This is a genomic window from Spirosoma sp. SC4-14 (genome assembly GCF_037201965.1).
Lineage (GTDB): Bacteria > Bacteroidota > Bacteroidia > Cytophagales > Spirosomataceae > Spirosoma.
The window spans coordinates 603,402-627,749 of the sequence record NZ_CP147518.1; the positions used below are offsets into that span (position 1 = coordinate 603,402).

General features: G+C 47.6%; 20 protein-coding genes. 5 read left to right on the plus strand and 15 right to left on the minus strand.

The genetic code is table 11. From position 1 onward, the window contains the following. Nucleotides 1-25: 25 nt before the first annotated feature. Entirely contained in the window at nucleotides 26-1,837 is a 1,812-nt protein-coding gene (locus WBJ53_RS02560; protein WP_338874479.1) for an acyl-CoA dehydrogenase family protein, read from the minus strand. A 406-nt stretch (nucleotides 1,838-2,243) separates the two neighbouring features. On the opposite strand from WBJ53_RS02560, the gene WBJ53_RS02565 reads away from it, so the two are divergent. The 5 genes from WBJ53_RS02565 to WBJ53_RS02585 all read left to right on the plus strand — a co-directional run bounded on the left by WBJ53_RS02565 (nucleotide 2,244) and on the right by WBJ53_RS02585 (nucleotide 7,958). Continuing rightward, a complete protein-coding gene (locus WBJ53_RS02565; RefSeq protein ID WP_338874480.1) occupies nucleotides 2,244-2,441 on the plus strand; it encodes a hypothetical protein in 198 nt (65 codons plus the stop codon). Nucleotides 2,442-2,589: 148 nt separating this feature from the next. After that, nucleotides 2,590-3,699: a histidine kinase gene (locus tag WBJ53_RS02570; protein ID WP_338874481.1), complete on the plus strand. Its 1,110-nt coding sequence runs from the start codon at nucleotides 2,590-2,592 to the stop codon at nucleotides 3,697-3,699. A 41-nt stretch (nucleotides 3,700-3,740) separates the two neighbouring features. Next, nucleotides 3,741-4,499, plus strand: coding sequence for a LytTR family DNA-binding domain-containing protein (locus tag WBJ53_RS02575; protein ID WP_338877144.1), 759 nt, complete (start codon nucleotides 3,741-3,743; stop codon nucleotides 4,497-4,499). Between the two features lie 116 nt (nucleotides 4,500-4,615). After that, nucleotides 4,616-7,195, plus strand: coding sequence for a TonB-dependent receptor (locus tag WBJ53_RS02580; RefSeq protein ID WP_338874482.1), 2,580 nt, complete (start codon nucleotides 4,616-4,618; stop codon nucleotides 7,193-7,195). A gap of 52 nt (nucleotides 7,196-7,247) precedes the next feature. Further along, on the plus strand, nucleotides 7,248-7,958 hold the full coding sequence (locus tag WBJ53_RS02585) for an outer membrane lipoprotein-sorting protein (RefSeq protein WP_338874483.1): 711 nt from the start codon (nucleotides 7,248-7,250) through the stop codon (nucleotides 7,956-7,958). A gap of 90 nt (nucleotides 7,959-8,048) precedes the next feature. Here the strand turns inward: WBJ53_RS02585 and WBJ53_RS02590 are convergent, their stop codons facing one another. The 14 genes from WBJ53_RS02590 to WBJ53_RS02655 all read right to left on the minus strand — a co-directional run bounded on the left by WBJ53_RS02590 (nucleotide 8,049) and on the right by WBJ53_RS02655 (nucleotide 24,240). Beyond that, nucleotides 8,049-9,227, minus strand: a complete 1,179-nt coding sequence (locus WBJ53_RS02590; RefSeq protein WP_338874484.1) for an acetyl-CoA C-acyltransferase — start codon at nucleotides 9,225-9,227, stop codon at nucleotides 8,049-8,051. Between the two features lie 111 nt (nucleotides 9,228-9,338). Beyond that, nucleotides 9,339-10,205 (minus strand): poly(3-hydroxybutyrate) depolymerase, encoded by an 867-nt coding sequence (locus WBJ53_RS02595; protein ID WP_338874485.1) that lies wholly within the window; start codon nucleotides 10,203-10,205, stop codon nucleotides 9,339-9,341. A 73-nt stretch (nucleotides 10,206-10,278) separates the two neighbouring features. Continuing rightward, complete coding sequence (locus WBJ53_RS02600) at nucleotides 10,279-10,833, minus strand: NADH-quinone oxidoreductase subunit J (protein WP_338874486.1); 555 nt, start codon at nucleotides 10,831-10,833, stop codon at nucleotides 10,279-10,281. A gap of 35 nt (nucleotides 10,834-10,868) precedes the next feature. Continuing rightward, nucleotides 10,869-11,435, minus strand: coding sequence for an NADH-quinone oxidoreductase subunit I (locus WBJ53_RS02605; protein WP_338874487.1), 567 nt, complete (start codon nucleotides 11,433-11,435; stop codon nucleotides 10,869-10,871). A 94-nt stretch (nucleotides 11,436-11,529) separates the two neighbouring features. Beyond that, nucleotides 11,530-12,690, minus strand: a complete 1,161-nt coding sequence (gene nuoH / locus WBJ53_RS02610; protein ID WP_338874488.1) for an NADH-quinone oxidoreductase subunit NuoH — start codon at nucleotides 12,688-12,690, stop codon at nucleotides 11,530-11,532. A gap of 115 nt (nucleotides 12,691-12,805) precedes the next feature. Continuing rightward, a complete protein-coding gene (locus tag WBJ53_RS02615; RefSeq protein WP_338874489.1) occupies nucleotides 12,806-13,891 on the minus strand; it encodes a 2Fe-2S iron-sulfur cluster-binding protein in 1,086 nt (361 codons plus the stop codon). A 66-nt stretch (nucleotides 13,892-13,957) separates the two neighbouring features. Further along, the gene (nuoF, locus tag WBJ53_RS02620; RefSeq protein WP_338874490.1) at nucleotides 13,958-15,298 is read right to left on the minus strand and encodes an NADH-quinone oxidoreductase subunit NuoF; all 1,341 of its coding nucleotides are present in this window, start codon (nucleotides 15,296-15,298) and stop codon (nucleotides 13,958-13,960) included. A 2-nt stretch (nucleotides 15,299-15,300) separates the two neighbouring features. Continuing rightward, on the minus strand, nucleotides 15,301-15,804 hold the full coding sequence (locus WBJ53_RS02625; protein WP_338874491.1) for an NAD(P)H-dependent oxidoreductase subunit E: 504 nt from the start codon (nucleotides 15,802-15,804) through the stop codon (nucleotides 15,301-15,303). Between the two features lie 59 nt (nucleotides 15,805-15,863). Continuing rightward, nucleotides 15,864-17,096 carry an NADH dehydrogenase (quinone) subunit D gene (gene nuoD / locus WBJ53_RS02630; RefSeq protein ID WP_338874492.1) on the minus strand — a complete coding sequence of 411 codons (1,233 nt, stop codon included), beginning with the start codon at nucleotides 17,094-17,096 and terminating at the stop codon, nucleotides 15,864-15,866. A 92-nt stretch (nucleotides 17,097-17,188) separates the two neighbouring features. After that, nucleotides 17,189-17,689, minus strand: coding sequence for an NADH-quinone oxidoreductase subunit C (locus WBJ53_RS02635; protein ID WP_338874493.1), 501 nt, complete (start codon nucleotides 17,687-17,689; stop codon nucleotides 17,189-17,191). Between the two features lie 111 nt (nucleotides 17,690-17,800). Continuing rightward, nucleotides 17,801-18,346 (minus strand): NADH-quinone oxidoreductase subunit B, encoded by a 546-nt coding sequence (locus WBJ53_RS02640; RefSeq protein ID WP_338874494.1) that lies wholly within the window; start codon nucleotides 18,344-18,346, stop codon nucleotides 17,801-17,803. Between the two features lie 80 nt (nucleotides 18,347-18,426). Further along, nucleotides 18,427-18,798 carry an NADH-quinone oxidoreductase subunit A gene (locus WBJ53_RS02645; protein ID WP_338874495.1) on the minus strand — a complete coding sequence of 124 codons (372 nt, stop codon included), beginning with the start codon at nucleotides 18,796-18,798 and terminating at the stop codon, nucleotides 18,427-18,429. A 215-nt stretch (nucleotides 18,799-19,013) separates the two neighbouring features. Continuing rightward, nucleotides 19,014-21,155: a sialate O-acetylesterase gene (locus WBJ53_RS02650; RefSeq protein ID WP_338874496.1), complete on the minus strand. Its 2,142-nt coding sequence runs from the start codon at nucleotides 21,153-21,155 to the stop codon at nucleotides 19,014-19,016. A gap of 178 nt (nucleotides 21,156-21,333) precedes the next feature. Continuing rightward, nucleotides 21,334-24,240, minus strand: coding sequence for a sialate O-acetylesterase (locus tag WBJ53_RS02655; protein WP_338874497.1), 2,907 nt, complete (start codon nucleotides 24,238-24,240; stop codon nucleotides 21,334-21,336). Nucleotides 24,241-24,348: the final 108 nt, after the last annotated feature.

Below are 24,348 nucleotides of genomic sequence, written 5' to 3' on the forward strand. Positions count from 1 at the left end.
GATAAATGCTCTGACTTGTTGCTAATCAGAAAATGTATTTATTCTCAGCAATCATAGCATCGGCAATCTGACGACGGGCATCCTTAAGATTCATGGGCTCAATTTTCGTGAATCGTTTCAGCCCCATCAGCATACCCCGGAGTTCGTCGCCATCGGCAAATGAGGTGATGGCAGCGCGGCCAGCATTATTGATTTTCTCGACGGCTTCGTGCAGGTACACCAACGCCATCTGCTTTTGTAATATAACTGCTTCTTCGCCTTTGATACCGATCAATTTTTCGACCCGTAGCAAGACTGATTCGGCAGCATAAATTTCGATGGCCATATCGGCAATATTCATCAGAATTTCCTGCTCGTCGGAAAGGGTCATCATGAATTTCTGAACGGCAGCTCCAGCTACCATCAAGGTTGCCTTTTTCAAGTTCCGGAGTACTTTCTTTTCGGCTACGAAAATACCTTCTTCTTCTTCGGTGTTGAAATCCGGGATCGACATGATTTCTTTCGCAACAGCCATAGCCGGACCCATCAGATCGAGTTCGCCTTTCATGGCCCGCTTCAGCAGCATGTCTACCACCAGCATCCGATTGATTTCGTTAGTACCTTCGAAAATCCGATTGATGCGGGCATCGCGGTAAGACCGATCCATGGGTGCATCGGCCGAGTAGCCCATGCCGCCATACACCTGAACGCCTTCGTCGACCACATAATCCAGTACTTCGGAACCGTGAACCTTCATGATGGCACATTCGATAGCAAACTGTTCCAGCGCTTTTAGTTTGGCTGGCCCGTCTTCCATTCCCTGGCTTTTCAGATCTTCAATCAGATCATCGATGTTTTGTCCGGCGCGATAGCTGGCCGTTTCAGAGGTATACACTTTCAACGCCATTTCGGCCAGTTTGTGCTTGATGGCGCCAAACTGAGAAATTGCTGTCTTAAACTGTTTGCGCTCGTTGGCATACCGAACGGCGTTGTTGATGACTTCCTTCGATCCGCCAACAGCCGCAATACCCAGCTTAATGCGGCCAATGTTCAGAATATTAACCGCAATCTTGAATCCATTGCCTCGCTCCGAGAGCAGGTTTTCGACCGGTACTTTCAAATCGTTGAAGAAAATCTGCCGGGTATCTGAGCCTTTAATACCCATTTTGTGCTCAGGCTCGTTCATGGTAATGCCCTCGAACGAACGCTCGACAATGAAGGCCGACAGGTTTTTATCGGTTTGACCGTTCTCTTCAATTTTGGCAAAAACAATGTATATATCGGCAAAGCCACCATTGGTAATCCACATTTTCTGGCCATTCAGTAGGTAGTGTTTACCATCTTCTGTCAGTTTGGCTTTTGTTTTACCAGAGTTGGCATCGGAGCCAGAGTCGGGTTCGGTGAGGCAGTAGGCTGCTTTCCACTCACCACTGGCCAGTTTGGGCAGGTATTTCGATTTTTGATCCTCATTGCCGTAGTAAACAATGGGCAACGTTCCGATACCCGTATGCGCCGATAGAGCCACCGAGAATGAATGCCCTGCGCCGGTGGTTTCGGCCACCAGCATCGAGGTATTGAAGTTCATGCCAAAACCGCCATATTCTTCCGGTACCGACGTGCCCAAAAGACCTAGCTCACCGGCCTTATCCATTAACGATGAGATCAGCGCGGGCGATTTTGCGTTATCTATTTCATTAAGTCTTGGCCAGATTTCGCGTTCCAGAAACTCGCGACTGCTGGCGGCAATCATCATCTGCTCTTCTGTAAACTCTTCAGGAATAAAGACTTGTGACGCTTCGGTTTCTTTAATCAGAAATTCGCCACCTTTTATGGAGGCTTTTTGTTTCGACGCGATCATGGTAAATAGGGTTTGTTATGCGTGCATACTAATCAATAACAAATTAAATCATTTTTAAAATAGTATGCAAGCATACTATTTTTTAATTTTTATACGAATAGTTCTATTTATTGTTTGGTTGCTGCGGCTCGTTCACTCATCCCCTAAAAACTGTTAGTCGTCTAACTTTTTTCGGTACTCATCGCTTTTGATTTTCTGGTCTGTTCAGGTAAGCACAACTTTGTTGCATCTGACGGCCTAGACGCAGTGAACACAAACAGACCATGAAAAAAATGTTCGTTTTGATGCTGGGACTGCATCGTTTACTCAAAACATCATTAATGAAGCGCCCGTTGCTCACGTATCGATAACTAACGACCACAATCTTAAACTAGTTGTTGGTCCCGAAGCCGCGAAGGGGATCATTGTGCTCCGCAATCTGGCCGGGCATCAGTTGTATACTAGTACAGGAGATTTATGTCAGGGCATTAAGCAGAAGTTTATCATTGATGAGCTCGCCACCGGAATGTATCAGGTTGCGGTTATTGCGGTGAACCAGAGTACTATTAAAACATTCGTCATTGAAGAGCATCCGGCTCAAACAGGCGTTAGCCTTCAATCATAGATCAACATGCCAGAGCTGACTTATTCCGTAACCATAAAAACCGGCTAATTCACCGGTTTTTATGGTTTAAAAGCTCCTTTATTTAGGAAAATCGCTGGCAGACTGAGACTTACCATTAGTTTTATTACATTGTAGGCTTACCCTATTTATGGATAATCGGCTCACATCGACTCAGAAATGGCAACTAGCTGTTCGTTTACTGGTACTTTTTTCGCCATTGCTGCTTTATATTAATTTGCCTGAGCAAGCTCGCAATACAGCTACGCTGATTCATATAATTCCCTTTTTTCTGGTATTCAGTCTGATCAATCTGCTGCTGTATTACCTCTGGATTAGCGGTATTGACTGGTGCCAGCGGCAATTATCGAACCGGTTCGGCAGCGATTTCCTGATGCAGTCCGATTGGCGGTCTATTCTATTTACGCTCGCCTTATCGGTTGCGCTGGCCATTCTATTCACTCAGTCTCTTGAATTAATTCTACGAGGCTTGGCAGCTTTGGCTAAGCTTATCATTCCCTCATTACCTCAGGAGCGCGATCGATCGCCATTTCCGCCGGTTGTGTTAACTTATATTCAGCGGGCAAACAATGTATTTTCGATCGTTATTGTGCTAACAGCCTTCTATCTAACCATTAGCGAGCGGTCGTTCAGGCAGTTGAAGGATGTTCAGCTCAAGGCCGAGCGGCTAGAGAAAGAAGCCCTGTTGAGCCAGTTTGAAGCCCTAAAGAGTCAGTTGAGCCCTCATTTTCTGTTTAACAGTCTGAGCATTCTTACCTCACTGATTCATGAAGACATTGACCTGTCGGAACAATTTATCAAGCGATTATCTAAAGCATATCGCTATATTCTCGAACAGCGCGATCAGGATTTGGTGCCGCTCATGACCGAACTGGACTTTATTCAGTCGTACACGTTTCTGCTCAAGATTCGCTTTGAAAACAAATTCGATGTGTTTATTGATGTTTCTCCGCCTATTCAGAACTCATACCGCATTGCTCCACTGACCTTGCAACTATTGATCGAAAATGCGGTCAAACATAATCGGATGTCGCTCCAGGAGAAATTGCGGGTACGTGTCTATACGGATCAGGATTGGCTAATTGTTGAAAACCCCATTCAGGTACGCGACCAGCCGGAACCATCAACCGGCGTAGGACTTGCAAATATTGTTAATCGGTATTCGCTTTTAACGGATCGCCCCGTTTGGTTTGGTGCAGACCAGGGTTTGTTTGTTGTTAAAATCCCACTTATAAACTAAAAAGCGAAAGAGCCTCATACGCTCTTTCACTCTTTAAAATGATGAACGTACTTATTATTGAAGACGAAGATCGTACTGCTCGCCAACTAGAGCGAATGCTCAAAAAGTATGATTCCAGCATACACATTCTGGCCCAATTGCCATCGGTCAGAGAGTCGGTTGCGTGGTTAAGTCAGCATTCGGTTCCTGACCTGATTTTGATGGACATTCATCTGGAAGATGGGCTGGCATTCGCAATTTTTGAACAGATTCAGTTGACCACCCCCATTATTTTTACGACGGCCTACGACGAGTATATGATTAAAGCCTTCAAGGTCAATAGCATCGACTACCTGCTGAAACCTGTTGATTACGATGAACTCGTTAATGCGCTGGAAAAATTCAAGACGTTGCGGAGCGTATCGTCAAGTCCCGATTTAGCGAACCTGCTTCAGGTGATGCAGCAGTTTCGGGAGTCGCCCTTTAAAGAGCGCTTTATGGTTAGTATTGGCACCAAAATCCGGAGTGTTGAAACGAGCGAAATAGCTTATTTCGTTTCGGAGGAAAAAGCGACTTTTCTGACCACAAAAGAAGGGCAACTACTTCCGCTTGAATATAGTCTCGATCAGTTGAGTGGTATGCTGAACCCCTCGCAGTTTTTTCGAATAAACCGTCAGTTTCTGGTAGCGCGGACAGCTATTCAGGCGATTCATGTGTATTCGGCGGGTAAGCTAAAGGTAGAGCTTCGTCCGGTTCCTCGTGAGGAGGTATTTGTGAGCCAGAGTCGTTTATCAGACTTTAAAGACTGGTTGGGTCGTTGATGGTTTTCATTCGTCGGGCAAAAACCGATGTTTATCCGGTTGTTTTGCGAGCTTATCCTTTTTCTTTTTCAGACGTCGGCGGGCGGTTGCACCTTTGCATCGTAAATCAAACACGTATGAAACCGCACATTTTACTAATCGCTGTCTGTTTGCTGGTTAGTTATTTCAGTTCATCCGCCCGTGCCCAGTTCCCGATGGTGGGTGGTTCATCAACACAAACCAAAGCATTACCAGGCACAGCAGGAGACCAGAGCCCAAAAGGAACGGCCCGTATTTCAGGGATCGTAACGGATTCGGCTCAGGCCAAAGCTGTTGAGTTCGCCAGTATTGCTCTCTACAATAAAACAACCGATAAGCCTGTGGATGGCACGGTAGCCGACGAAAAAGGGAAGTTTACTTTGAACAAACTGGTGGCTGGCGAGTACCGCATTCTGGTTAGCTTTGTTGGCTTTCGTAATAAAACAATCGACAATGTTAAGATCGCAAACGGTCAAAGCCTCGATCTGGGCACTATCCAGCTTAGTTCGAATGTGAAAACGCTGAGCGAAGTAACGGTAGTGGGGCAGGCTACGCTGATTGAAGAGAAAGTAGACCGTCTGGTTTATAATGCCGATAAAGACATATTGGCTAAAGGCGGAGATGCTACCGATGTGCTGCGCAAAGTTCCGTTGCTAACGGTTGACCTGGATGGAAATGTATCGGTTCGTGGTAGCCAAAACATTAAAGTTCTTATCAATAACAAGCCGTCGACGATTGTTGCCAGCAGCGTTTCGGACGCGCTCAAGCAAATTCCGGCCGATCAGATCAAAACCGTTGAAGTGATTACCAGCCCATCGGCCAAGTATGATGCCGAAGGGTCGGGTGGTATTATCAATATCATTACCAAGAAGAATAACCTGCAAGGCTTAAACCTCAATATCGATTCGGGTGTAGGAAATCGTGGTTCCATGCTTTCGCTGAACGGAAGCTACCGTAAAGGAAAAACGGGCTTTACGCTGGGTGGATTTGGACGAGGTGGTTATAATACGCCTACGAAAACCAACCTCGATCAGACGAGTGTTGTGGATGGTGTTTCAACACTTACCCGGCAAGCAGGCAATGGCAATTCGTCGTTCCTGTTTGGTCAATATAATCTGGGTTTCGACTACGACATTGCCAAAAATCAAAGCCTGACGGCAGGTGTGCGCTATGGCGTACGGAATATGAAAAATAAGCAGGATCTGCTTACGCAACTGTTTACCGACGGTACGCTGGGGTTAAGCTCAAGCCGGAACGTAGATACCAAGAATTTGTCGGGTACTGTTGATGCCAACGTTGATTATCTGCACACCTTCAAACCGGGGCAGGAGTGGAGCGTTTCGACATTGTATAGCCGCAACGATCTGACCAATGATTTCAGTGCAAATCTGCTGAATAGTGTTGGCGAATTGACCGGTCGTCAGAAAAACCTGAACAAGAACGTTAACCAGGAATTTACGCTTCAAACAGATTATCAGACTCCTATCAAGAAAAACCAGATGCTGGAGTTTGGAGCCAAAGGTATTTTTCGGCAAGTGAATAGCGACTATCGCTATCTGCTTGGCGGCCCAACGGGTGATTTTACCACCGAAAACAATGGTACGGCCGGTTCGCTGTTGTATCACCAGAACATTGCTGCGGGCTATACTTCATATACGTATACCACCAAAAACCGGTATACCATGAAAGGGGGCTTACGCTACGAACACACCTTTATCGATGCCACAAATGGCGACGGTACTAATCTGGGTGTTGGTGATTATGGTGTGCTGGTACCGAGTGTGAATGTTTCCAAAGCGATTAAAGGGACAACGCTGAAACTTGGATTTAACCGACGCATTCAGCGGCCGGGTCTGCAACAACTTAACCCGAACTTCAATACGGCCAACCCACAGAACATTACGGTGGGTAATCCCAAGTTACGCCCTGAACTAACCAATAACTTTGAACTGGGTGTTAGCAAAACCATTAAGAAAACCTTTATCAATGCTACCTTCTTTGGCCGAGTTACCAATAATGCCATTACACAGGTACGTCAGCCTTCCGATACACTAGCCGGAGCTATTGTGACAACGTATCAGAACATTGGCCATCAGCAGGCATACGGAACCAATATTTTTGCTAATGTTGGCCTGACGTCGAAAATAAACATCGGTTTGTTTCTAAACACCTTCTATACGCGCCTGACTGGCGAAACGACCGGATCGGACGGCCTGTCAGAAACGGTAACCAACACGGGTATGACCATTGGGGGTGGAACGTTTGCTTCGGCTCAGTTTAAAAATGGCTGGGGCGCTCAGGGCTTTGCCTTTATGCAGGGCTCGCAGGTGCAGTTGCAGGGTCGCCAGGGCGGGTTTGGATTTTACTCGCTCGGCGTGAAAAAAGACCTCCCTAATAAGAAAGGAAGTGTTGGCCTGGCCGCCGAAAATTTCCTGGCTAACCGCTGGCATATTCAGACGGTACTGAATTCGACGCAGTTCAATCAGGTAAGTGACGTTTACTTGTATAATCGGGGCATTCGTCTGACATTTACCTATAAAATTGGCAAAATGACAGTAGAGGCTCCTCGCAAGAAAGCCAAATCGGTTAATAACGATGATGTGAAAACCGATGGAGGTGGCCAAACGCAATCGGGAGGCCAAAGCCCAGCCGGTGGAGCCGGTGGTTCTCGTCCGTAAAAAACATCTATATTCACCCAGGTTTTCACTAGTAAATTACGCCTACATGAACATGAACAAATTTTTGGCTACCACGCTGGCCGCTTTTTTAGCTGTAAATACCTTCGCTCAAACGGTCGATGAGCTAGTCGACAAACACGTGGCTGCCCTTGGTGGAGCCGACAAACTGGCTGGAGTTAAAACGTTGGTCATTGACCGGTCGCTTTCCGTAAATGGTATGCAGATCCCCAGTAAAACAATAATGGTTGTGGGTAAAGCTTTGCGGTCAGAATCGTCGGTGATGGGAAATTCGATGATTCAGGTTGTCGATGGTGGAACAGGCTGGATGGTTCGCCCGGCAATGATGGGCGGTACCGGCGATCCCGAAGATATGCCTGCCGAAATGGTGAAGCAGCAGGTTGGCCAGCTCGACCCATTTGGTGCACTGGTCAACTATAAAGATAAAGGGAACAAGATCGAACTGGTTGGTAAGGAGAAAGTAGATGGCAAAGACGCTTATCATCTGAAAGTAACGACTAAAGATGGCGAAGCTTTTGATGAATACCTCGATGCCAATACATACTTGCTTAGCAAACTTGTGCGAAATGTTAATGGTCAAACAGGCGAAATTGCCTTTAGTGACTATAAGCCCGTGGATGGAATTCAGTTTGCACAGACAATGGAAATTGTAGGCGGACAGATGGGCACACTGACCTTCACGACCGACAAAGTGCAAATAAATGCTCCTGTCGACGAAAGCATCTTTAAAAAAGGAGCGAAGTAAGCTCTTTTGCTGAACTATCCTTTTTCATAACAGAACGGCCTTGATTTCTCTGAAGAAATCAAGGCCGTTCTGTTATGAAAAAGGATAGTCTTAATTCAGACGCTCGAAAATGCCGGCAACGCCCTGACCTCCGCCCACACAGGCCGACACCATACCGTATTTCTGATCGCGACGGCGCATTTCGTTCAACAGTTGAACCGATAAGCGAGCGCCCGTTGAACCAAGCGCATGCCCGAGGGCAATGGCTCCACCGTTTGGATTAATCTTGCTACGATCAAGACCCAACTCCTGAATGACGGCCAGCGACTGAGCGGCAAAAGCCTCATTTAATTCGATTTGTTCGATGTCGTCCTGCTTTAGTCCCGCTTTTTGCAAAGCGATAGGAATGGCAGCTACAGGACCAATACCCATAATCCGTGGTTCTACACCTGCGGTAGCGTAGGAAACCATACGAGCAATGGGCTGAAGATTTAATTCGTTCACCAACCGCTCTGACATGACCACAACAAAAGCGGCTCCGTCGGACGTTTGCGACGAATTGCCAGCCGTTACCGATCCGCCAGCCGCAAAAACGGGCCGCAGTTTACCGAGTGCTTGGGCGTTCGTATCGGCCCGTGGGCCTTCGTCCTGGGCTACCGTCCACTGGCGCGTTTTCTTTTTGCCACTTTGGGCATCAAAATAGGTTTCGCTAACGTTGATCGGAACGATTTCGTCTGCGAATTTACCTTCTTTTTGAGCCGCCAGCGCTTTTTGATGCGATTCGTAAGCAAACTGGTCCTGCGCGTCGCGGCTGATCTTAAATTGTTGCGCTACCTGTTCGGCAGTCAAGCCCATGCCGATATAATAGTCTGGGTGCGTTTTTGCGATTTCGTAATTCAGCGCTGTTTTCCAGCCCATAACCGGAACCAGCGACATCGACTCGGTGCCACCGGCAATGATGCAATCGGCCAGACCGGCATGGATTTTTGCCGATGCAATAGCAATGGCTTCAAGTCCTGAGCCGCAGTAACGGTTGATGGTCATGCCAGGTACACTCTTGGGGAGCGAAAGTAAAGCAATGTACCGGGCAATCTGCATGCCCTGCTCGGCCTCAGGTACGGCGTTGCCAACGATTAGGTCTTCAACGCGGGCGGGGTCGAGGTTAGGAACCTGGTTTAGTAAGTGCTTGATAACTTCAGCCGCCATATCGTCGGGGCGGGTGAAACGGAGACCTCCACGAGGGGCTTTACCCACTGCGGTTCGATATCCGGCTACAATATATGCGTCCATATACTAGACTGTTGATTACTGGTTAAGCAGGAAACTCACTGCAATAACTCATTTTTTGCCGGAATAATTACAACGTCAGGCGAAAATATTATGCAAGCATACTATTATTCTTTATTGCGTTAGCTGCCGTTGAAAGAACGCCCACGATTCGAGATAAACATTTATATCGTTGGGGTAATCATGTTTACCGCCAATTACTTTTAGCAACGTAACTTCGGGCTTTCCTGGCTGCTTATAGGTATATTGTTCGATGGTTCTACCATCGGTAGGGTCAGTATCAGGCAGTTTTTTCTCGGTAGGCTGACCAGTATAGCCTGCCAGATTGGCCCAGTAGTGAAATGTTCGATCGGTAGAGCGGACGAGCCCTAAACTGATTGTGCCGGTTATAACTTCACCACCATTGTAGGGATTCACTGTATCGTCGGTGCCATTGGTAATCAGAACCGGAATGGGCATCCGCTTTTCGGGACAGTCGAGATTATTGGTATCGGGCAGGTTGGCGATTATTGCCGAGATAGCCCGAAACTTTTCGGGCATTGTTAAAGCCAGTTTATAGGCCATGTGCCCTCCGCCCGATGTGCCAATGGCAAATACCTGTTTGGGATTGATCTGATACTGTTTTTCAAAGAAGCTGATCATGCTACCGAAAAACGCGTTTTCGTTTATATCTTCATGATTGGCATCTGAATTGGCGGTTTTGCGGCATTCGTTCCAGAATCGTTTGTAACCATCGGGATATACCAGCAGTAGATTTTCCTTCGGCGCAATATCCTCCAGTTTTTTTGCTCCGTTGCGTATGCCCACGCCGTTGCCTCCTGACCCATGTAGGACAAAAATCAGCGTTGCATTTTTTCGCGCTGGCTTCAGAAAATGAAATGTCCGTTGGTGCCCTTCAATTAGTACCGAATCGGTTAGTAGCTGGCTATATGCAGACCCGGCTGCAACCAGCAATAGGAGTAGAAACAAATAACGTTGCATAAGTCAGGAAAAAATAAGCCGCTCATTTGAGCGGCTGGAAATCACATAAATCAGAAAACCACATAAATCCTGATCAGAAATGGCGATCGCCTGCTTCGCGTTTACCAAGCATAACGGCACCAACCATTGCCACCAGAAACAAGACCGACGTAAGCTCGAAAGGAAGAATATAATCGCTGTAAAGCAGATTTCCTAAATTCTCTACCAATCCGGTTTTAGAACTAAACGTCATTTGATTGACGGTTGGTACCTGTGCACTTTTAGCCCGGAAAATAGTGATCAGCATAACCATGAGCAAACCGCCAACAATTACTGATGCCATTTTGGTCAGATTGGTTTTCGATTCTTCATCGTCCTTCCGAAGATTCAGGAACATAATCGTAAACAGGAAAAGTACCATAATGGCTCCTGCATACACAATGATATTTACCGCTGCCAGAAACTGAGCATTCAGCAAAATATAATGTCCCGACAGGCAGAAAAACGTAGCAATCAAAGCCAGAACGCTGTAGATAGGGTTCCGGGCCGTTACAACGCCAATTGCGCAAAAGATCGTAATGGCCGTTAAGACCAGAAACAGATAGCCGGTAGGCGTCAGTGTTTTAAAGAAATTTATAACTTCAGTCATAGTTCAGGTGAATGTAGAACGATGGGGAAATCAGCCTAGGTAGCAGCCCGAGTCAGACTGGGTTCGGTTGGCGTTGCTTTTACTTCTGAATTGGCTACACGAATGTAACGATCATCCATTTTTTCGACCAGGCGATCTTTTCCATAAATCACTTCGTCGCGTTCCTGAAAAACAGGTACCATACGATCGTGGCGGAGATAAACGGCCTGTTTGGGGCAAGCTTCTTCACAAAGCCCGCAGAAGATGCAACGCAGCATGTTAATTTCGTAAACAGCAGCGTATTTTTCTTCGCGATACAGGTTTTCTTCTCCTTTTTTACGTTCAGCCGCAACCATCGAAATGGCTTCTGCCGGGCAGGCAACTGCGCATAAACCACAAGCCGTACAACGTTCACGGCCCTGTTCGTCGCGTTTCAGAACGTGATGGCCCCGATAAACTGGTCCCAAATACCGCTTTACTTCTGGGTATTGAATCGTCGGCTTTTTGCGGAAAAAGTGGCGAATCGTGATAGCCAGACCGCCAACTACGGCAGGCAGGTACATCTTCTCCGCCAGCGTCATTTCCTTGTTGCTGACTTGTTTTGAGCGATTAGTTAATTGCATATCCCCCAACCCCCGAGAGGGTTAATTCGTTTCGTCCATATTATCCCCAAATACTACTGATAAAATCCGTAAATACCTCATTGGGGTGAGAGGTCTATTGCGGCACTACTTCCCGTTTCGGTGATTTTGCCGTCGACATGGCAGCCAGTACAATCATAACAATAGCAATCAGCCAGCTTGCATATTTGAAATTATACAGCAGCCCAGCGCCTGTTATTACCACGTTCAGAATCGAAAGTGGAATCAACGTTTTCCATCCCAGGTTCATCAGTTGGTCGTAGCGAAACCGTGGCAGTGTCCACCGAACCCACATGAAGAAGAAAATAAAGAAGAAAATTTTGGCAAAGAAAACCACAAACTGAATTACAGTAGCCAGGTTATGACCGGCAACGACACCCAGTGAGTTTTCGAGCGCATTCCCGACTTCATTCATAAAGGGGTAGTGGAATCCGCCAAAATACAGCGCCGAGATAAATGCCGACGACACAAACATATTGATGTACTCCGCAAACAGATAGAATCCCAGTTTCATGGAACTATACTCGGTATGATAGCCACCAACCAGTTCGGTTTCACATTCGGGCAGATCGAATGGAGTACGGTTACATTCGGCAAAGGCACAGGTTAGGAAGATAACAAAGCCAAGGGGTTGGGTGAAAATATTCCACTCAAAGAAACTGGCCTGTTCATTCACAATGGCCCGAACCGAAAGCGAACCTGTCATCATCAGAATGGCAATCATTGAAAGGCCAAGGGCAATTTCATAGCTGATGTTCTGCGATGCCGCCCGAATGGCGCCAAGCAACGAAAACTTGTTATTCGAGGCCCATCCGCCAACCATAATGCCATATACGCCTAGCGACACAACGCCAAAAATGTACAGCACCCCAATGTTGATTTCGATACCCTGTACCGGAATTTCGTAATTGACTTTATCCCAGGCAAATCGGATGCTGTCGGCAAATGGAATTACTGCACTCGACATTAGCGCCGTGAGCATGGCTAGGCATGGGCCCAGGATAAACAGCCATTTGCTGGCCTGCGACGGAATAAAATCTTCTTTGAAAAACATTTTACCGGCATCGGCAATTGGCTGCAGCAATCCCCATGGTCCGGCACGGTTTGGGCCAATCCGGTCCTGCAGAAAAGCCGCTACCTTACGTTCCGCATAGGTCGAATAGGTAGCAATCAGGAGTGTTATCCCAAAAATTACCAGGATAATGATTCCTTTAACTAGTAATACGGTTAGGTCCATTTTTTAAAATTTTCAGTTTATGGGTTTCAATAGTCGGTGGCTCTGCCTGGCCACAATCCAACTCCTGTAGGGCCATCGACTATTGAAACCCGTAAACTATTTTACTGTAAACTGATCAAGGTTCGGGGTCCAGCGCTGAGGGTAGCACTTTGGCAAAACGCTCAGGTGGAAGCTGCTGAATTTGTAGCTGCGACGTATCCCGCTCATCGTGAATGGGTTTGTATTCGGCAGCCGCCAGCCGCTGACCAAAGCTTGGTTTAATCGTATCGCCCCGGTATTTGTTGGCCGAGATAACCGAACTCCGCGAAATTTTGGTTGGGCCTTCGATGACCCAGTCGCTGGTTTTTTTCTTTTCGAAGCGGCAGGTGTTGCAAATAAACTCCGTAACCTCATTCCACTCGTTTTTGCGAGCCGTTACACGAATCACTTCTTCACCGCGCTCCCAGAGCGTAACTTTCCCCGAACAGGTTGGACAATCGCGGTGAGCATCCACTGGTTTCGAAAACCAAACCCGGCTTTTGAACCGGTATGTTTTATCGGTCAGCGCGCCAACCGGGCATACGTCGATAACGTTACCCGAGAAATCGTTGTCGATTGCTTTTTCGATATACGTTCCAATTTCGGCGGCATCGCCCCGTCCCAGCACACCATGAACCCGCTTGTTCGTAATCTGATCGGCAGTGAATACGCAACGATAGCAAAGAATGCAGCGAGTCATGTGCAATTGCACATAGGGGCCCAAATCGTGTTTTTCGAACGTACGACGATCTTCTTCGTAACGAGTTGTAACTTTTCCGTGATCGAACGCGAAGTTCTGCAAATCGCACTCGCCAGCCTGATCGCAAACCGGGCAATCGAGCGGGTGATTCAGCAGCAGAAATTCGACAATGCCATTCCGGGCATCAACTACCTGCGGGTTGGTTGTATTTTCAACTACCATTCCATCCTGAACGGCCGTCAAACACGACGCAACCAATTTGGGCATTGGCCGCGGGTCTTTTGCCGAACCGGCAGCTACCCGCACCAGACAAGCCCGGCATTTGCCGCCACTACCTTTCAATGGCTGATAGTAGCACATGGCCGGAGGAGCCACCTCGGGGCCAATCTTGCGGGCAGCCTGTAAAATGGTCGTACCCGGCTCCACTTCGACTTCTATTCCGTCGATAGTGACTTTCAAGAGTTGCGGCTTTACGTCTTCCATATCTATAGCGCGGCCAATAAGCCGCGACTCGGTTAACTAATTGAGCGGCTAACTAGCCGCATTACTTTATACCAGAGCCATATCGCCCCGATAAACAGCCCCTGGTTGGGTTGCTTCGGCCGGATGGTCGATGTGCCACTGGAATTCATCGCGGAAATGCCGGATCGCGCTGGCAACCGGCCAGGCTGCCGCGTCGCCCAGAGGACAGATGGTATTTCCTTCAATTTTTTTCGATACGTCGACCAGCAAGTCAATGTCCTGCTGATGGCCATGACCGTACTCGATGCGATGAAGAACTTTTTCCATCCAGCCGGTTCCTTCGCGGCAGGGGCTGCATTGACCGCATGATTCATGATGGTAGAACCGAGAGAAATTCCAGGTATTACGAACGATACAGGAGGTTTCGTCAAACACAATGAAACCACCCGAGCCAAGCATCGTGCCTGTAGCAAAGCCTCCATCTGACAGCGATTCATACGACATAAGTCGTTTATCTCCATTAGCCAGTGTAAGCGCCAGATTGGCAGGCAAAATAGGCACTGACGATCCGCCTGCTACAAGTGCTTTAAACTTATGACCAGGCCGGATTCCGCCACACCATTCATCGGCAAAGATGAAATCTTCGACCGGAACGCCCAGTTCGATTTCGTAAACGCCAGGTTTATTAATATGACCCGAAGCCGAAATCAGTTTTGTGCCGGTGCTACGGCCAATACCGATTGCTGCATAAGCATCGCCACCATTATTAACAATCCAGGATGTAGTTGCAATTGATTCGACGTTATTAACTACGGTAGGGCACTGGTAGAGGCCTTTTACGGCCGGGAATGGTGGTTTATTGCGCGGGTTTCCGCGTTTGCCTTCCAGCGATTCGAGCAGGGCGGTTTCTTCACCGCAGATATAGGCACCACCCCCTGGCTGAACAACCAGTTCGAGATCATAGCCTGTGCCCAGAATGTTTTTCCCTAAAAAGCCTTTTGCCTTTGCTTCTGCAATGGCTTTTTCAAGGATATGGATCACATACATCAGTTCGCCCCGAACGTAGATGAACGATTTGTTGGCGCCTAATGCAAACGATGAAATGATCATTCCCTCGATCAATAAATGTGGAATGGTTTTCATCAGGTAGTGATCCTTAAAGGTGCCCGGTTCCGATTCGTCGGCATTGCAGACAAGGTATCGGGGAACGCCTTCGGGTTTGGCCAGAAAACTCCATTTCATACCCATTGGGAAACCGGCCCCACCCCGGCCCCGAACGCCCGATTTTTTCACTTCTTCAACAATGGCTTCTGGCGTCATTGTCTTGAGCGCTTTTTCAACGGCAGTATATCCACCTTGTTTCCGGTATACATCGAAGGTTTCGATGCCTGGAACGTTAATATGCTCGGTTAAAATTTTGGTAGCCATGGTTACTTCGACAACTCGTCAATAATTTCGTCTACACGTTCGTTGGTCAGATTCATGTAGTATTTTTCCCGTATCTGGAATACCGGGCCCATACCACAGGCTGCCAGACATTCTACTTCTTTCAGCGTAAAACGTCCGTCTACGGTTGTTTGACCGGTATCGATGCCAAGCCGTTGTTTGAGGTGGGCCAGCACATCTTCGCCACCCATCAGACAGCAGGGACCGGTACGACAATACTCGATAACGTGCGTACCGACTGGCTCCAGGTGGTACATGGTGTAGAAGGTAGCCACTTCATAGACCTCAATGGGCTGAATGTCGAGCAGGCGGGCTACATAGTCCATGCCTTCGGGGCTAGTCCAGCCTTCCTGCTCCTGTAGCAGATGAAGCAGCGGTAATAATGCCGATTTCTGCCGACCTTCTGGATAGCGGGCAATGATTTCCTGCGCTTTTGACAGACGCTCTGGAGTGAAAACTACCGTCTTATTTTCAACAGTATTGCTCATAGACTAAAAACTATATATCGCTTAGGCGACCCGGTAGGCAACGTGCCCGACAGGCCCGACTAGGCATCCAACTCACCGGCAATGACGTTCATGCTACTCATAATTACAATTGCATCTGACAGGGTTAGGCCTTTGCACATTTCAGGATAGGCCTGATAATATATAAAGCATGGACGCCGGAAATGCAACCGGTATGGTGTGCGGCCTCCATCGCTGATCAGGTAAAAGCCCAGTTCGCCATTGCCCCCTTCAACGGCATGATAAACTTCACCGACTGGAGCATCAATTTCACCCATCACAATCTTAAAGTGATAAATGAGTGCTTCCATGTTTTTATAGACTTCCTGTTTGGGCGGCAGGTAATAATTAGGCGCATCGGCGTAGTAGGAACCTTCGGGCAGGTTGTCCATTGCCTGCTGAATAATTCGCAAGCTTTGCCACATCTCTGCATTTCGAACCATAAACCGGTCGTAGGTGTCGCCATTCTGGCCAACTGGAATATCGAATTCAAAATCCTGATAAGACGAATATGGATTCATTACCCGCACGTCGTAGTCGACACCGGCGGCCCGCAGGTTAGGACCAGTGAAGCCATAACTAAGAGCCCGTTCGGCAGAAATAGAGCCAACGTTGATAACACGATCCATGAAAATCCGGTTTCTATTGAACAGGTTTTCGAACTCGCGTAATACTTTAGGGAAACGCTCCAGCAACTCTTTAATCTTACGAATAGCAGTAGGAGTAAGATCACGCTCCATACCACCGATGCGCCCCATATTTGTTGTCAGACGTGCCCCGCAGATCTCTTCGTAGATTTCGTAAATATTTTCACGCTCCTGATAGATATACAGGAAACCCGTAAAGGCGCCCGTATCTACACCCAGAATACCATTGCAAATCAGGTGATCAGCCAGCCGGGCTAGTTCCATCATGATAACCCGAATATACTGCGCTCGTTTAGGAACCTCAATTCCGAGCAGTTTCTCGACTGTCATATGCCAGCCCATGTTATTAATGGGCGACGAACAGTAGTTCATTCGGTCGGTAAGGGTCGTAATTTGATAAAATGGCCGACGTTCGGCAATTTTCTCAAAAGCCCGGTGAATATAGCCGATGGTTTGCTCGCCCGACACAATTTTCTCCCCGTCCATTTGCAGAACATTCTGGAATATGCCGTGGGTTGCCGGGTGAGTAGGACCAAGGTTAAGCGTCGTCAATTCATTGACGTACTGTACCGGACCCTGTTCGGCGGGCAGATTTTTGTTTGTTATGTCAAGTTCTTCAGAAACCATATTTATTTAGCGAATGAGTGAATTAGCGAATGAGTGAATAAATAGCCTAAATAAATTTTCGCTAATTCACTCATTCGCTAATTCACCATTATTTATCGTCCAAACAATTCGTCAATCTTATCGTGTCGGGTTGCGTCTTCGAGTGGATACTCCTTACGCATAGGATGATAATCCATTTCCTCCATATTCAGGATTCGGCGAAGGTCGGGATGTCCATCGAAAATTACGCCAAATAAATCGAAGGTTTCCCGTTCCATCCAGTTCGCACTGGCGAAGAGCGAAGTTGCGGTTGGGATGTGAATATCATCGGCCGAAAGGTAGACTTTGATGCGTAGCCGGAAGTTGTTGATCAGACTGTGCAGATGATAGACGACACAAAACTCTTTACCAGCCGAGTCGGGGTAATGTACGGCCGTAATATCCGTTAAGAAGCCAACCTGATAAGTCGGATGATCTTTTAGGTAAGCAATCAGAGGAAGAATTGTGTCTCTGGTTGTCGAAAAGGTTAGCAGGTCATAGGGGTCATCAAAATCACTGACGGCCTCACCAAACTGATTAATGATCGTCTGCGCAACTTCTTCGTTGGTCAGCATAGTGGAGTGGGTAAATAGTTGAATGATTGACCACCTTATGGATTGAATTAATACGTTCTCACCAATTCAATCCATGGGGTGCAACGGCGGACCGTAGTTCGATCATTCTGTTTATTGAATGCTATATGAGTTCAACAATTTCTGATATTCTTCGGTATTCCGGCGACGCAGCGACTCGTTTTTAGCGAGTTCCTGCACCTGCATCACACCGTCCAGAATTTGTTCGGGCCGCGGGGGGCAGCCTGGAACATAAACATCGACGGGAATGATACGGTCGATACCCTGCAAAACGCTGTATGTGTCGAAAATACCTCCACTCGACGCACAGGCACCAATGGCAATAACCCAGCGAGGTTCGGCCATTTGAAGATACACCTGTTTAACCACTGGAGCCATTTTTTTAGCAATGGTACCTGCCACTAAAAGCATATCTGCCTGACGTGGTGAGAAACTTGGCCGTTCTGAACCAAAGCGTGCCAGATCGTAGGTTGAGGCCATTGTAGACATGAACTCAATACCACAGCAGGAGGTTGCAAAGGGCAGCGGCCAAAGGGAGTTTGCCCGTGCTAAACCAATAATTTTATCGAATGAAGTGGCTGAGAAACCTGGGCCATCGTAGCTTGCCGGGGCTTCTGCCAGCTTAATATCACTTGCCATAAAGAACACGGTCCGCCGTTGCGGTTGTAGTTAGTTACTATAACAACGAATAAATATGCTCTAAAATTCATTTATTAAGACTATTCCCACTTCAAGACACCCTTCCGGATGATGTAATAGAAACCAGCCAGAAGCAGACCCATAAACAGGACCATTTCTATAAAGCCCGTTATACCTAAGCCCTTAAAATTCACAGCCCAGGGATAAAGAAAGATTACTTCTACATCGAAGAGGACGAAGAGAATGGCAATCAGGAAATATTTGATGGAGATTGGCGTTCTTGCATCGCCCTGAACGGGAATTCCACACTCAAATGGGTCATCCTTTTTCTGACTATGCCGCTTGGGCCCGATTGAGTGCGTTACAATCATCGTTGTAACGATGAAACCAAGCGCTAAACCAAGCTGGATCAGCACCGGCAGATAGTCGGCCGGGAGGTAGGTTGCGTTCATATAACGAATAGAAAATATCGGCGCAAATGTAGCGATAAAACCAATAGACACATTGGGTATCTGTTGGTGATTATGCCGAACGTTTCTCAAATATACTGCATAACCGTTGGTTTATCAAGCTATAAGCGGGTGATGTAGGGCGTTAAAAGGACATTAAACAAAAAAGGCCCTCTTGGGGGAGGGCCTTAGAAAGCAGGTTGTCGGCTGATTCGAAGCTAGGGGGCAACTATGATCCGGCGAGAAACATCGAAGCCAGCCGCCCGAACACGAATGATATAAACGCCCTGGGAAAGGCCCGACAGATCTACGGATTTCCGTTCATCGAATAAAGGGACCGTATAGGAACCCAATTGCTGACCCGTTAGTGAATAGACATCCACGAGCGCGTTTTTTAAATTTTCGATTGTTTCAATCGTAACCGATCCATTCGTTGTAGGGTTCGGATATACGCTAACTCCGCCGGTTGTCTGATCGAATGTAAATGGTTGAGGAGCACTATAATCGGAGTAGCAAGTCAGATTGGCTCCATTGGTTACCGTGAATGTTGTTTTGGCACGAGCCGAATAGTTGCCACTAACAATAACTTTAATAGTGGCATTGGTTTGTGGAATGATCTCACTGGCACGTCGCCAGTCAAATTGATCCATCCCGCCCGTGGGGGTTGGCAAAACTGCCTGCAACGAGTAGGTTCCTACTTGCTGAACAGTGGGAGCGGGCAGTTTAGGCCTCACCGTTAGGGTGAAAGACGATGATTGAGCTGATTTACAGCCATATACATTAATTGCCTGCACAGAGTAGGTTCCACTAGTTGTCAGCGAGATGGTTTTGCTGGCAATGCCGGTGCTCCATAAAGGAATACTCCCTGTTGAGGTTGTCGCTATCAGATTCAGTGCAGAGTCTGCACAAACCTGTTGCTGCACAGCGGCTGGTTGACTCGGCGAGCTGCTTAGGGCAATCGTAGGAACGGTTGGCTGAATGATGCCTTGTACATCAATCGTGGGCGATAAAAAGGTATTTCCATTTTTATCCTTTAGCGTTGCCCGATATACCCCGGCAGTGCTAATAGTGAGGTTTTGCGTTGCCTGGCCTGTATTCCAGGAATAGGATTTATAAGCGTCAGGAAGGGAAACGCTTAACGTATTACTACCCGAACAGGCCACTTTAAGGGTTGGTTGTGGCAGGGGAGTAAGCGGCCGTGAGGTGGCGAAGAAAATATTGTTTAAGCTATTAAACCATGCCTGACCCAGTTCTTTTAAACCGTCACCACCAAAATGAACGTCACCTTCGTAGCGGGGAATCTGGATATTATCGGTAAAAGGCCCGGCAAAAACGTTGTTGTTATAAGTATTGATCACATCGTTCTGAGCCTGAATAATATCCTGGCTAACTTCTCCGGCGTTATATGATGATCGGGCCAAAACCCAGGCTGGATAACGATCTGTGTCGGAGCGGGTTTTGTTAACCAGATATTGCATATCATTTGCATAGGCAGCCCGGGTTGAGTGTAAGGGCACGTTATCATTTTCGCCCTGTTGCCACAACACGGCTCTCAGCCCCTGTAATGAGCAGTAATAGCGCAGCGCAATCACCAGGTTGGCATAAGGCATCCCTGCCGGAAAGTTTTCGTAGGGAGTACCCATGGCAAAAATGTTCTTGGTGATAATGCCGTCTGAGCTTTCGCGCCAGTTTTTGATTACGGTGGCCTGCCAGGCGGTGTTGATAAACAGAACGGGCACGTTATATTGTTTGGCAATAAGATCACCCAGATAGCCCCAACACCAGGCGCTTTGTCCACGTGGACCAATAAGTGACGTGGCTCCAAGTTGCTGGAATGTTGGAGCCGGAGGGTCGGCCAGTGAGTTAGCCGTAATATTGTCGTAGGTAACGCAGTTGACCCGGTCATCGGCCGCCCCTACTGCACCAAAGTTCTGAAATCCCTGGGCATTGGATTGACCCGTAATAATGAAAACTTCGCCAACGCCTACTTTTCGAATAACATCGTTACCAAGCACCACTCCTCCTGAAAAAGCCTGTATTTCAAGGCGGTACCACCCCCCCTGAGCCCGAACAGATCCCTGGAAAATTCCACCCTGTGGATTTCGCTGAATGGTAGTCCATGGTGTATCAATACCCTGACCTGCCACTTCGGCCACAACACGTGCCTGAACACTATCAACTGGCTGATAATAGTTGCCCGAGAGATAAATGGTACTAACATTGTCGGTTCCTCGCTGAAAAACGGCCCGGCTTTCGGGGTATGTGATTTTGACAACGGAAGTAGTTTGGGCCTGAGTGCAAAGAGGAGTTGCTATAATTGAACAAAACAGCAGTACTAAGAGGGTATAGTGGTTTTTCATGTGTCGCTTTAATTCGATCCTGTTGCTGACAATGTCGACAAAAGAGCTTTTTTCATAATTATCCAGAGCAACAATCAGACCTTACTCAACGGAGCCGTTCTCTACTATGTACTATTTCACGGTATAGTACAAATTTAGTGCGGGTTTTTATGATTGAACGGTAGGTTGAGGCATTATATTATAATCCAAGTAAAATTCGTTTAGCCCTGCTAAAGCCTGAACCTTCAACGCGCAAAATATAAACACCAGCAGGTAAGCCAGTTAAGACAAGTTGTTTTCGCTCGTCAAAAACGCCTACGTTTCGGGTCAGAACCAGTTGGCCCGTTAAAGAATGAAGTGTAATAACAGCATTCGTCAGGTTTTCCTGAACTTCAATAATGACAACTTTGTCGGGGTTAGGATTTGGATAGATGCTTAAGCCATTGACGCTGGGGTCAATGATGAGGGTGTAAGGTGCAGAAGGTACTGAAAAACAGGTAAGCGTATTGGAATAGACAATAGAGGCTTTCGCCGTATAGTTTCCGGCAGTTCCGGCCTTAATGATTGGGGTTTGTGCTGCAAGAGAATCACGATCCCGATACCAGATAAAGCGGTCGCTGTTGGTAGAGCTGATGGCCTGAAGCGTGAATGTTCCGATGGCATTGACGGTTGGTGCCGGAGGAAGCGGTCGTGTTTCTACCGTTATTGTGTCGGATTGGGGCGAAATACAGCCATTCTGATCCCGAACTTTAGCTGAATATAGGCCTATCTGTCCAGTTGTAATGCTTCGTGTTGAGTCGCCTGTCGACCAGAAAACAGTATAAGGCCCTTCAATAGTAAACGTGACTCGTTCTCCTTCGCACAATATTGGCGATTTGCTGGTCAGGATGGTTGGTGCATTCGGCAGGGGATTGACCCGTACGCTAATGACGGGTGAGTAAACGGACAAACATCCGTTTTGGTCTTTAGCCTGTACGGCATAATTACCCGATTGAGTAACCGTAATCAATGGCGTAGTTTGCCCACTCGACCAGACAACGTCGTAGGTTGATACCGAATTCAGATCGACACTATTACCTGCACAGAAGGTTGTAACACCGGCGGCCGAAACCGTTGGGGTTGGGGGGAGGGGATTGACCTGTACGGTAACTACATCTGACAGAACAGATGTACAACCGTACTGATTTGTAGTTTTTACGGAATAGTTACCCGATTGTGCAACAGTTAGGCTTTGCACCGTCTGGCCACTTGTCCATTGATAAGCCGCATCGGTTGGTGCCGATAAAAGAATAGTTCGATCGGCGCAGAAGGTGGTTGAACCACTTGCCGTAATAATGGGTTTGGCCGGAACAGGATTGGCCACAACCTGAATAATGTTGGAGGGAGCCGATGTACAACCAAACTGGTCTGTTACGGTGACGGTATAAGAGCCTGATCCGGTAACGGTTACTTGCTTTGTTTTCTGGCCATCGCTCCAGTTGTAAACTACATTATCGCTCGATGCCAGTAAAACAGTATTGTCGCCCTGGCAGAAAGTAGCCGATTTACTATTCGTAATTGCTGGTGTTGCTGGCAGAGGTTTCGATGTGAGATCGAGTGTGTTCGATACAAAATCACAACCGCTCACATCACGGTATCTGACAGAATACGATCCAGCCTGATTCGTACTGAACGTACGCCCAGAGCCTACACTGGTATTATTAGGCTGACTAAGCCAGGTCACATTGTCGTAGTTGCTGGTCAGGCTCTGCGAGCCTCCTGCACAGATATATGGCAAACCGTTATTCGCTACGGCAGCTATTGGCGTAGCGGAAACCCGTACTGTACCAGTAAAATGCGTGTTTCCCTGAGCATCTTTTACTTTAGCCCGATATAGGCCAGGGCCCTTCGTCACTGTTTGGGAGGCTTCGCCAGAATCCCACTGAACAGAAGCGTAGCTCCCATTAATGCTGAATGTAAGGTTGTTACCGGCGCAGGCTACCGATACGGTTGGGGCCAGGGCGGGTGAAAATGGCGTTGAGTTCTGAAAAAAACGCTCGTTAAGGCTTAAGTTCCAGAGATTTGAAACGGTAACCAATCCATTATAATCAAAGTGAACACCGTCGGGATCATTGAGGGGGGGGCGCGTACGTGGAACCTGAACCGTATCTGTTTCTGGACCCGCAAAGACGTTTGGTGTCGATAAAATTACCTGATTCTGGGCTGTAATGATATTGCTGTTGGAACCCAGTGGATCATAATGAGAAGCGCGAGCTACAACCCAGCTAACACTTTTGCCAAAGTCCTGCCGACTTTGGTTGATAACAAATTGCAGGTTTGTAACGTAACTCTGTGTCGATGTATTGAACAGGTTGTCGGCTTCTCCCTGGTGCCAGAGAACGGCCCGAACTCCCAGCATATTACAATAATACTGTAGGGCCTGTTTGAGGTTAATGTAAGGTTGTCGGGCAGGATACGGGGCTCCACCATACCCATAAGCAGTACCACCGTCGGGAGCACTATCTCGCCATTGCTGAACGGATGTGCCCGTAAAGGCAGCATTAAAGAACATTATTGGCACATTCAGACGGCTGGCCAGCAGGTCGCCAAGGCGACCCCAGCACCAGCTACCTACCCCTCGGGGAGCAATATAGGAATTGTCGCCGTCGTCTAGGTGCGAAAATTGAGGGATGTCCGGATCAGCCGGAAAACCATTATCCGGATATCGATAATTTACACAGTTTACCCGATCGTCGGTTGAAAGTGGAGCATATCGGTGAACACCCTGTGCATTGGACTGCCCCGCTACTACAAATACTTCGCCGATGCCAACCCGCTCAACAGTAACTACATCGCCAACCTGCTGGTCGCCATTCATAGCCCTAACCTGAAGATTGTACCATCCTCCCGAAGCCGTCAGGTCGCCCGCAAAGACGCCACCCGTTGGGCTATCCTGTATCGATACCCAATCTGTTGACGTTCCCTGGTTATTACGTGCCTGCACCCGTGCCTGTACACTCGTAATGGTTGTTGTATAATACCCCGTTATACGGAATACGGCCTGATTGGCACTATTGCGCTGAAACACTGCCCGAGTGGTCGGGAAAGAAACTTGTAGTTGGGCCATCGTTAATGTCGGCAGTAACAGACAAGCTAGTATACTGCAGGCCAACGAGAAATACTTCATAGCATTTACGAATGCGGCCAGGTTGTATAGAGAAAGGCCAGATAAGGT

Excerpts from the sequence above, each read along its gene's own strand:
- WBJ53_RS02560 (WP_338874479.1), bottom strand. The coding sequence starts at position 1,837 with ATGATCGCGTCGAAACAAAAAGCCTCCATAAAAGGTGGCGAATTTCTG.
- WBJ53_RS02570 (WP_338874481.1), top strand. The coding sequence starts at position 2,590 with ATGGATAATCGGCTCACATCGACTCAGAAATGGCAACTAGCTGTTCGT.
- WBJ53_RS02575 (WP_338877144.1), top strand. The coding sequence starts at position 3,741 with ATGAACGTACTTATTATTGAAGACGAAGATCGTACTGCTCGCCAACTA.
- WBJ53_RS02580 (WP_338874482.1), top strand. The coding sequence starts at position 4,616 with ATGAAACCGCACATTTTACTAATCGCTGTCTGTTTGCTGGTTAGTTAT.
- WBJ53_RS02585 (WP_338874483.1), top strand. The coding sequence starts at position 7,248 with ATGAACAAATTTTTGGCTACCACGCTGGCCGCTTTTTTAGCTGTAAAT.
- WBJ53_RS02590 (WP_338874484.1), bottom strand. The coding sequence starts at position 9,227 with ATGGACGCATATATTGTAGCCGGATATCGAACCGCAGTGGGTAAAGCC.
- WBJ53_RS02595 (WP_338874485.1), bottom strand. The coding sequence starts at position 10,205 with ATGCAACGTTATTTGTTTCTACTCCTATTGCTGGTTGCAGCCGGGTCT.
- WBJ53_RS02600 (WP_338874486.1), bottom strand. The coding sequence starts at position 10,833 with ATGACTGAAGTTATAAATTTCTTTAAAACACTGACGCCTACCGGCTAT.
- WBJ53_RS02605 (WP_338874487.1), bottom strand. The coding sequence starts at position 11,435 with ATGCAATTAACTAATCGCTCAAAACAAGTCAGCAACAAGGAAATGACG.
- nuoH (WP_338874488.1), bottom strand. The coding sequence starts at position 12,690 with ATGGACCTAACCGTATTACTAGTTAAAGGAATCATTATCCTGGTAATT.
- WBJ53_RS02615 (WP_338874489.1), bottom strand. The coding sequence starts at position 13,891 with ATGGAAGACGTAAAGCCGCAACTCTTGAAAGTCACTATCGACGGAATA.
- nuoF (WP_338874490.1), bottom strand. The coding sequence starts at position 15,298 with ATGGCTACCAAAATTTTAACCGAGCATATTAACGTTCCAGGCATCGAA.
- WBJ53_RS02625 (WP_338874491.1), bottom strand. The coding sequence starts at position 15,804 with ATGAGCAATACTGTTGAAAATAAGACGGTAGTTTTCACTCCAGAGCGT.
- nuoD (WP_338874492.1), bottom strand. The coding sequence starts at position 17,096 with ATGGTTTCTGAAGAACTTGACATAACAAACAAAAATCTGCCCGCCGAA.
- WBJ53_RS02635 (WP_338874493.1), bottom strand. The coding sequence starts at position 17,689 with ATGCTGACCAACGAAGAAGTTGCGCAGACGATCATTAATCAGTTTGGT.
- WBJ53_RS02640 (WP_338874494.1), bottom strand. The coding sequence starts at position 18,346 with ATGGCAAGTGATATTAAGCTGGCAGAAGCCCCGGCAAGCTACGATGGC.
- WBJ53_RS02645 (WP_338874495.1), bottom strand. The coding sequence starts at position 18,798 with ATGAACGCAACCTACCTCCCGGCCGACTATCTGCCGGTGCTGATCCAG.
- WBJ53_RS02650 (WP_338874496.1), bottom strand. The coding sequence starts at position 21,155 with ATGAAAAACCACTATACCCTCTTAGTACTGCTGTTTTGTTCAATTATA.
- WBJ53_RS02655 (WP_338874497.1), bottom strand. The coding sequence starts at position 24,240 with ATGGCCCAACTACAAGTTTCTTTCCCGACCACTCGGGCAGTGTTTCAG.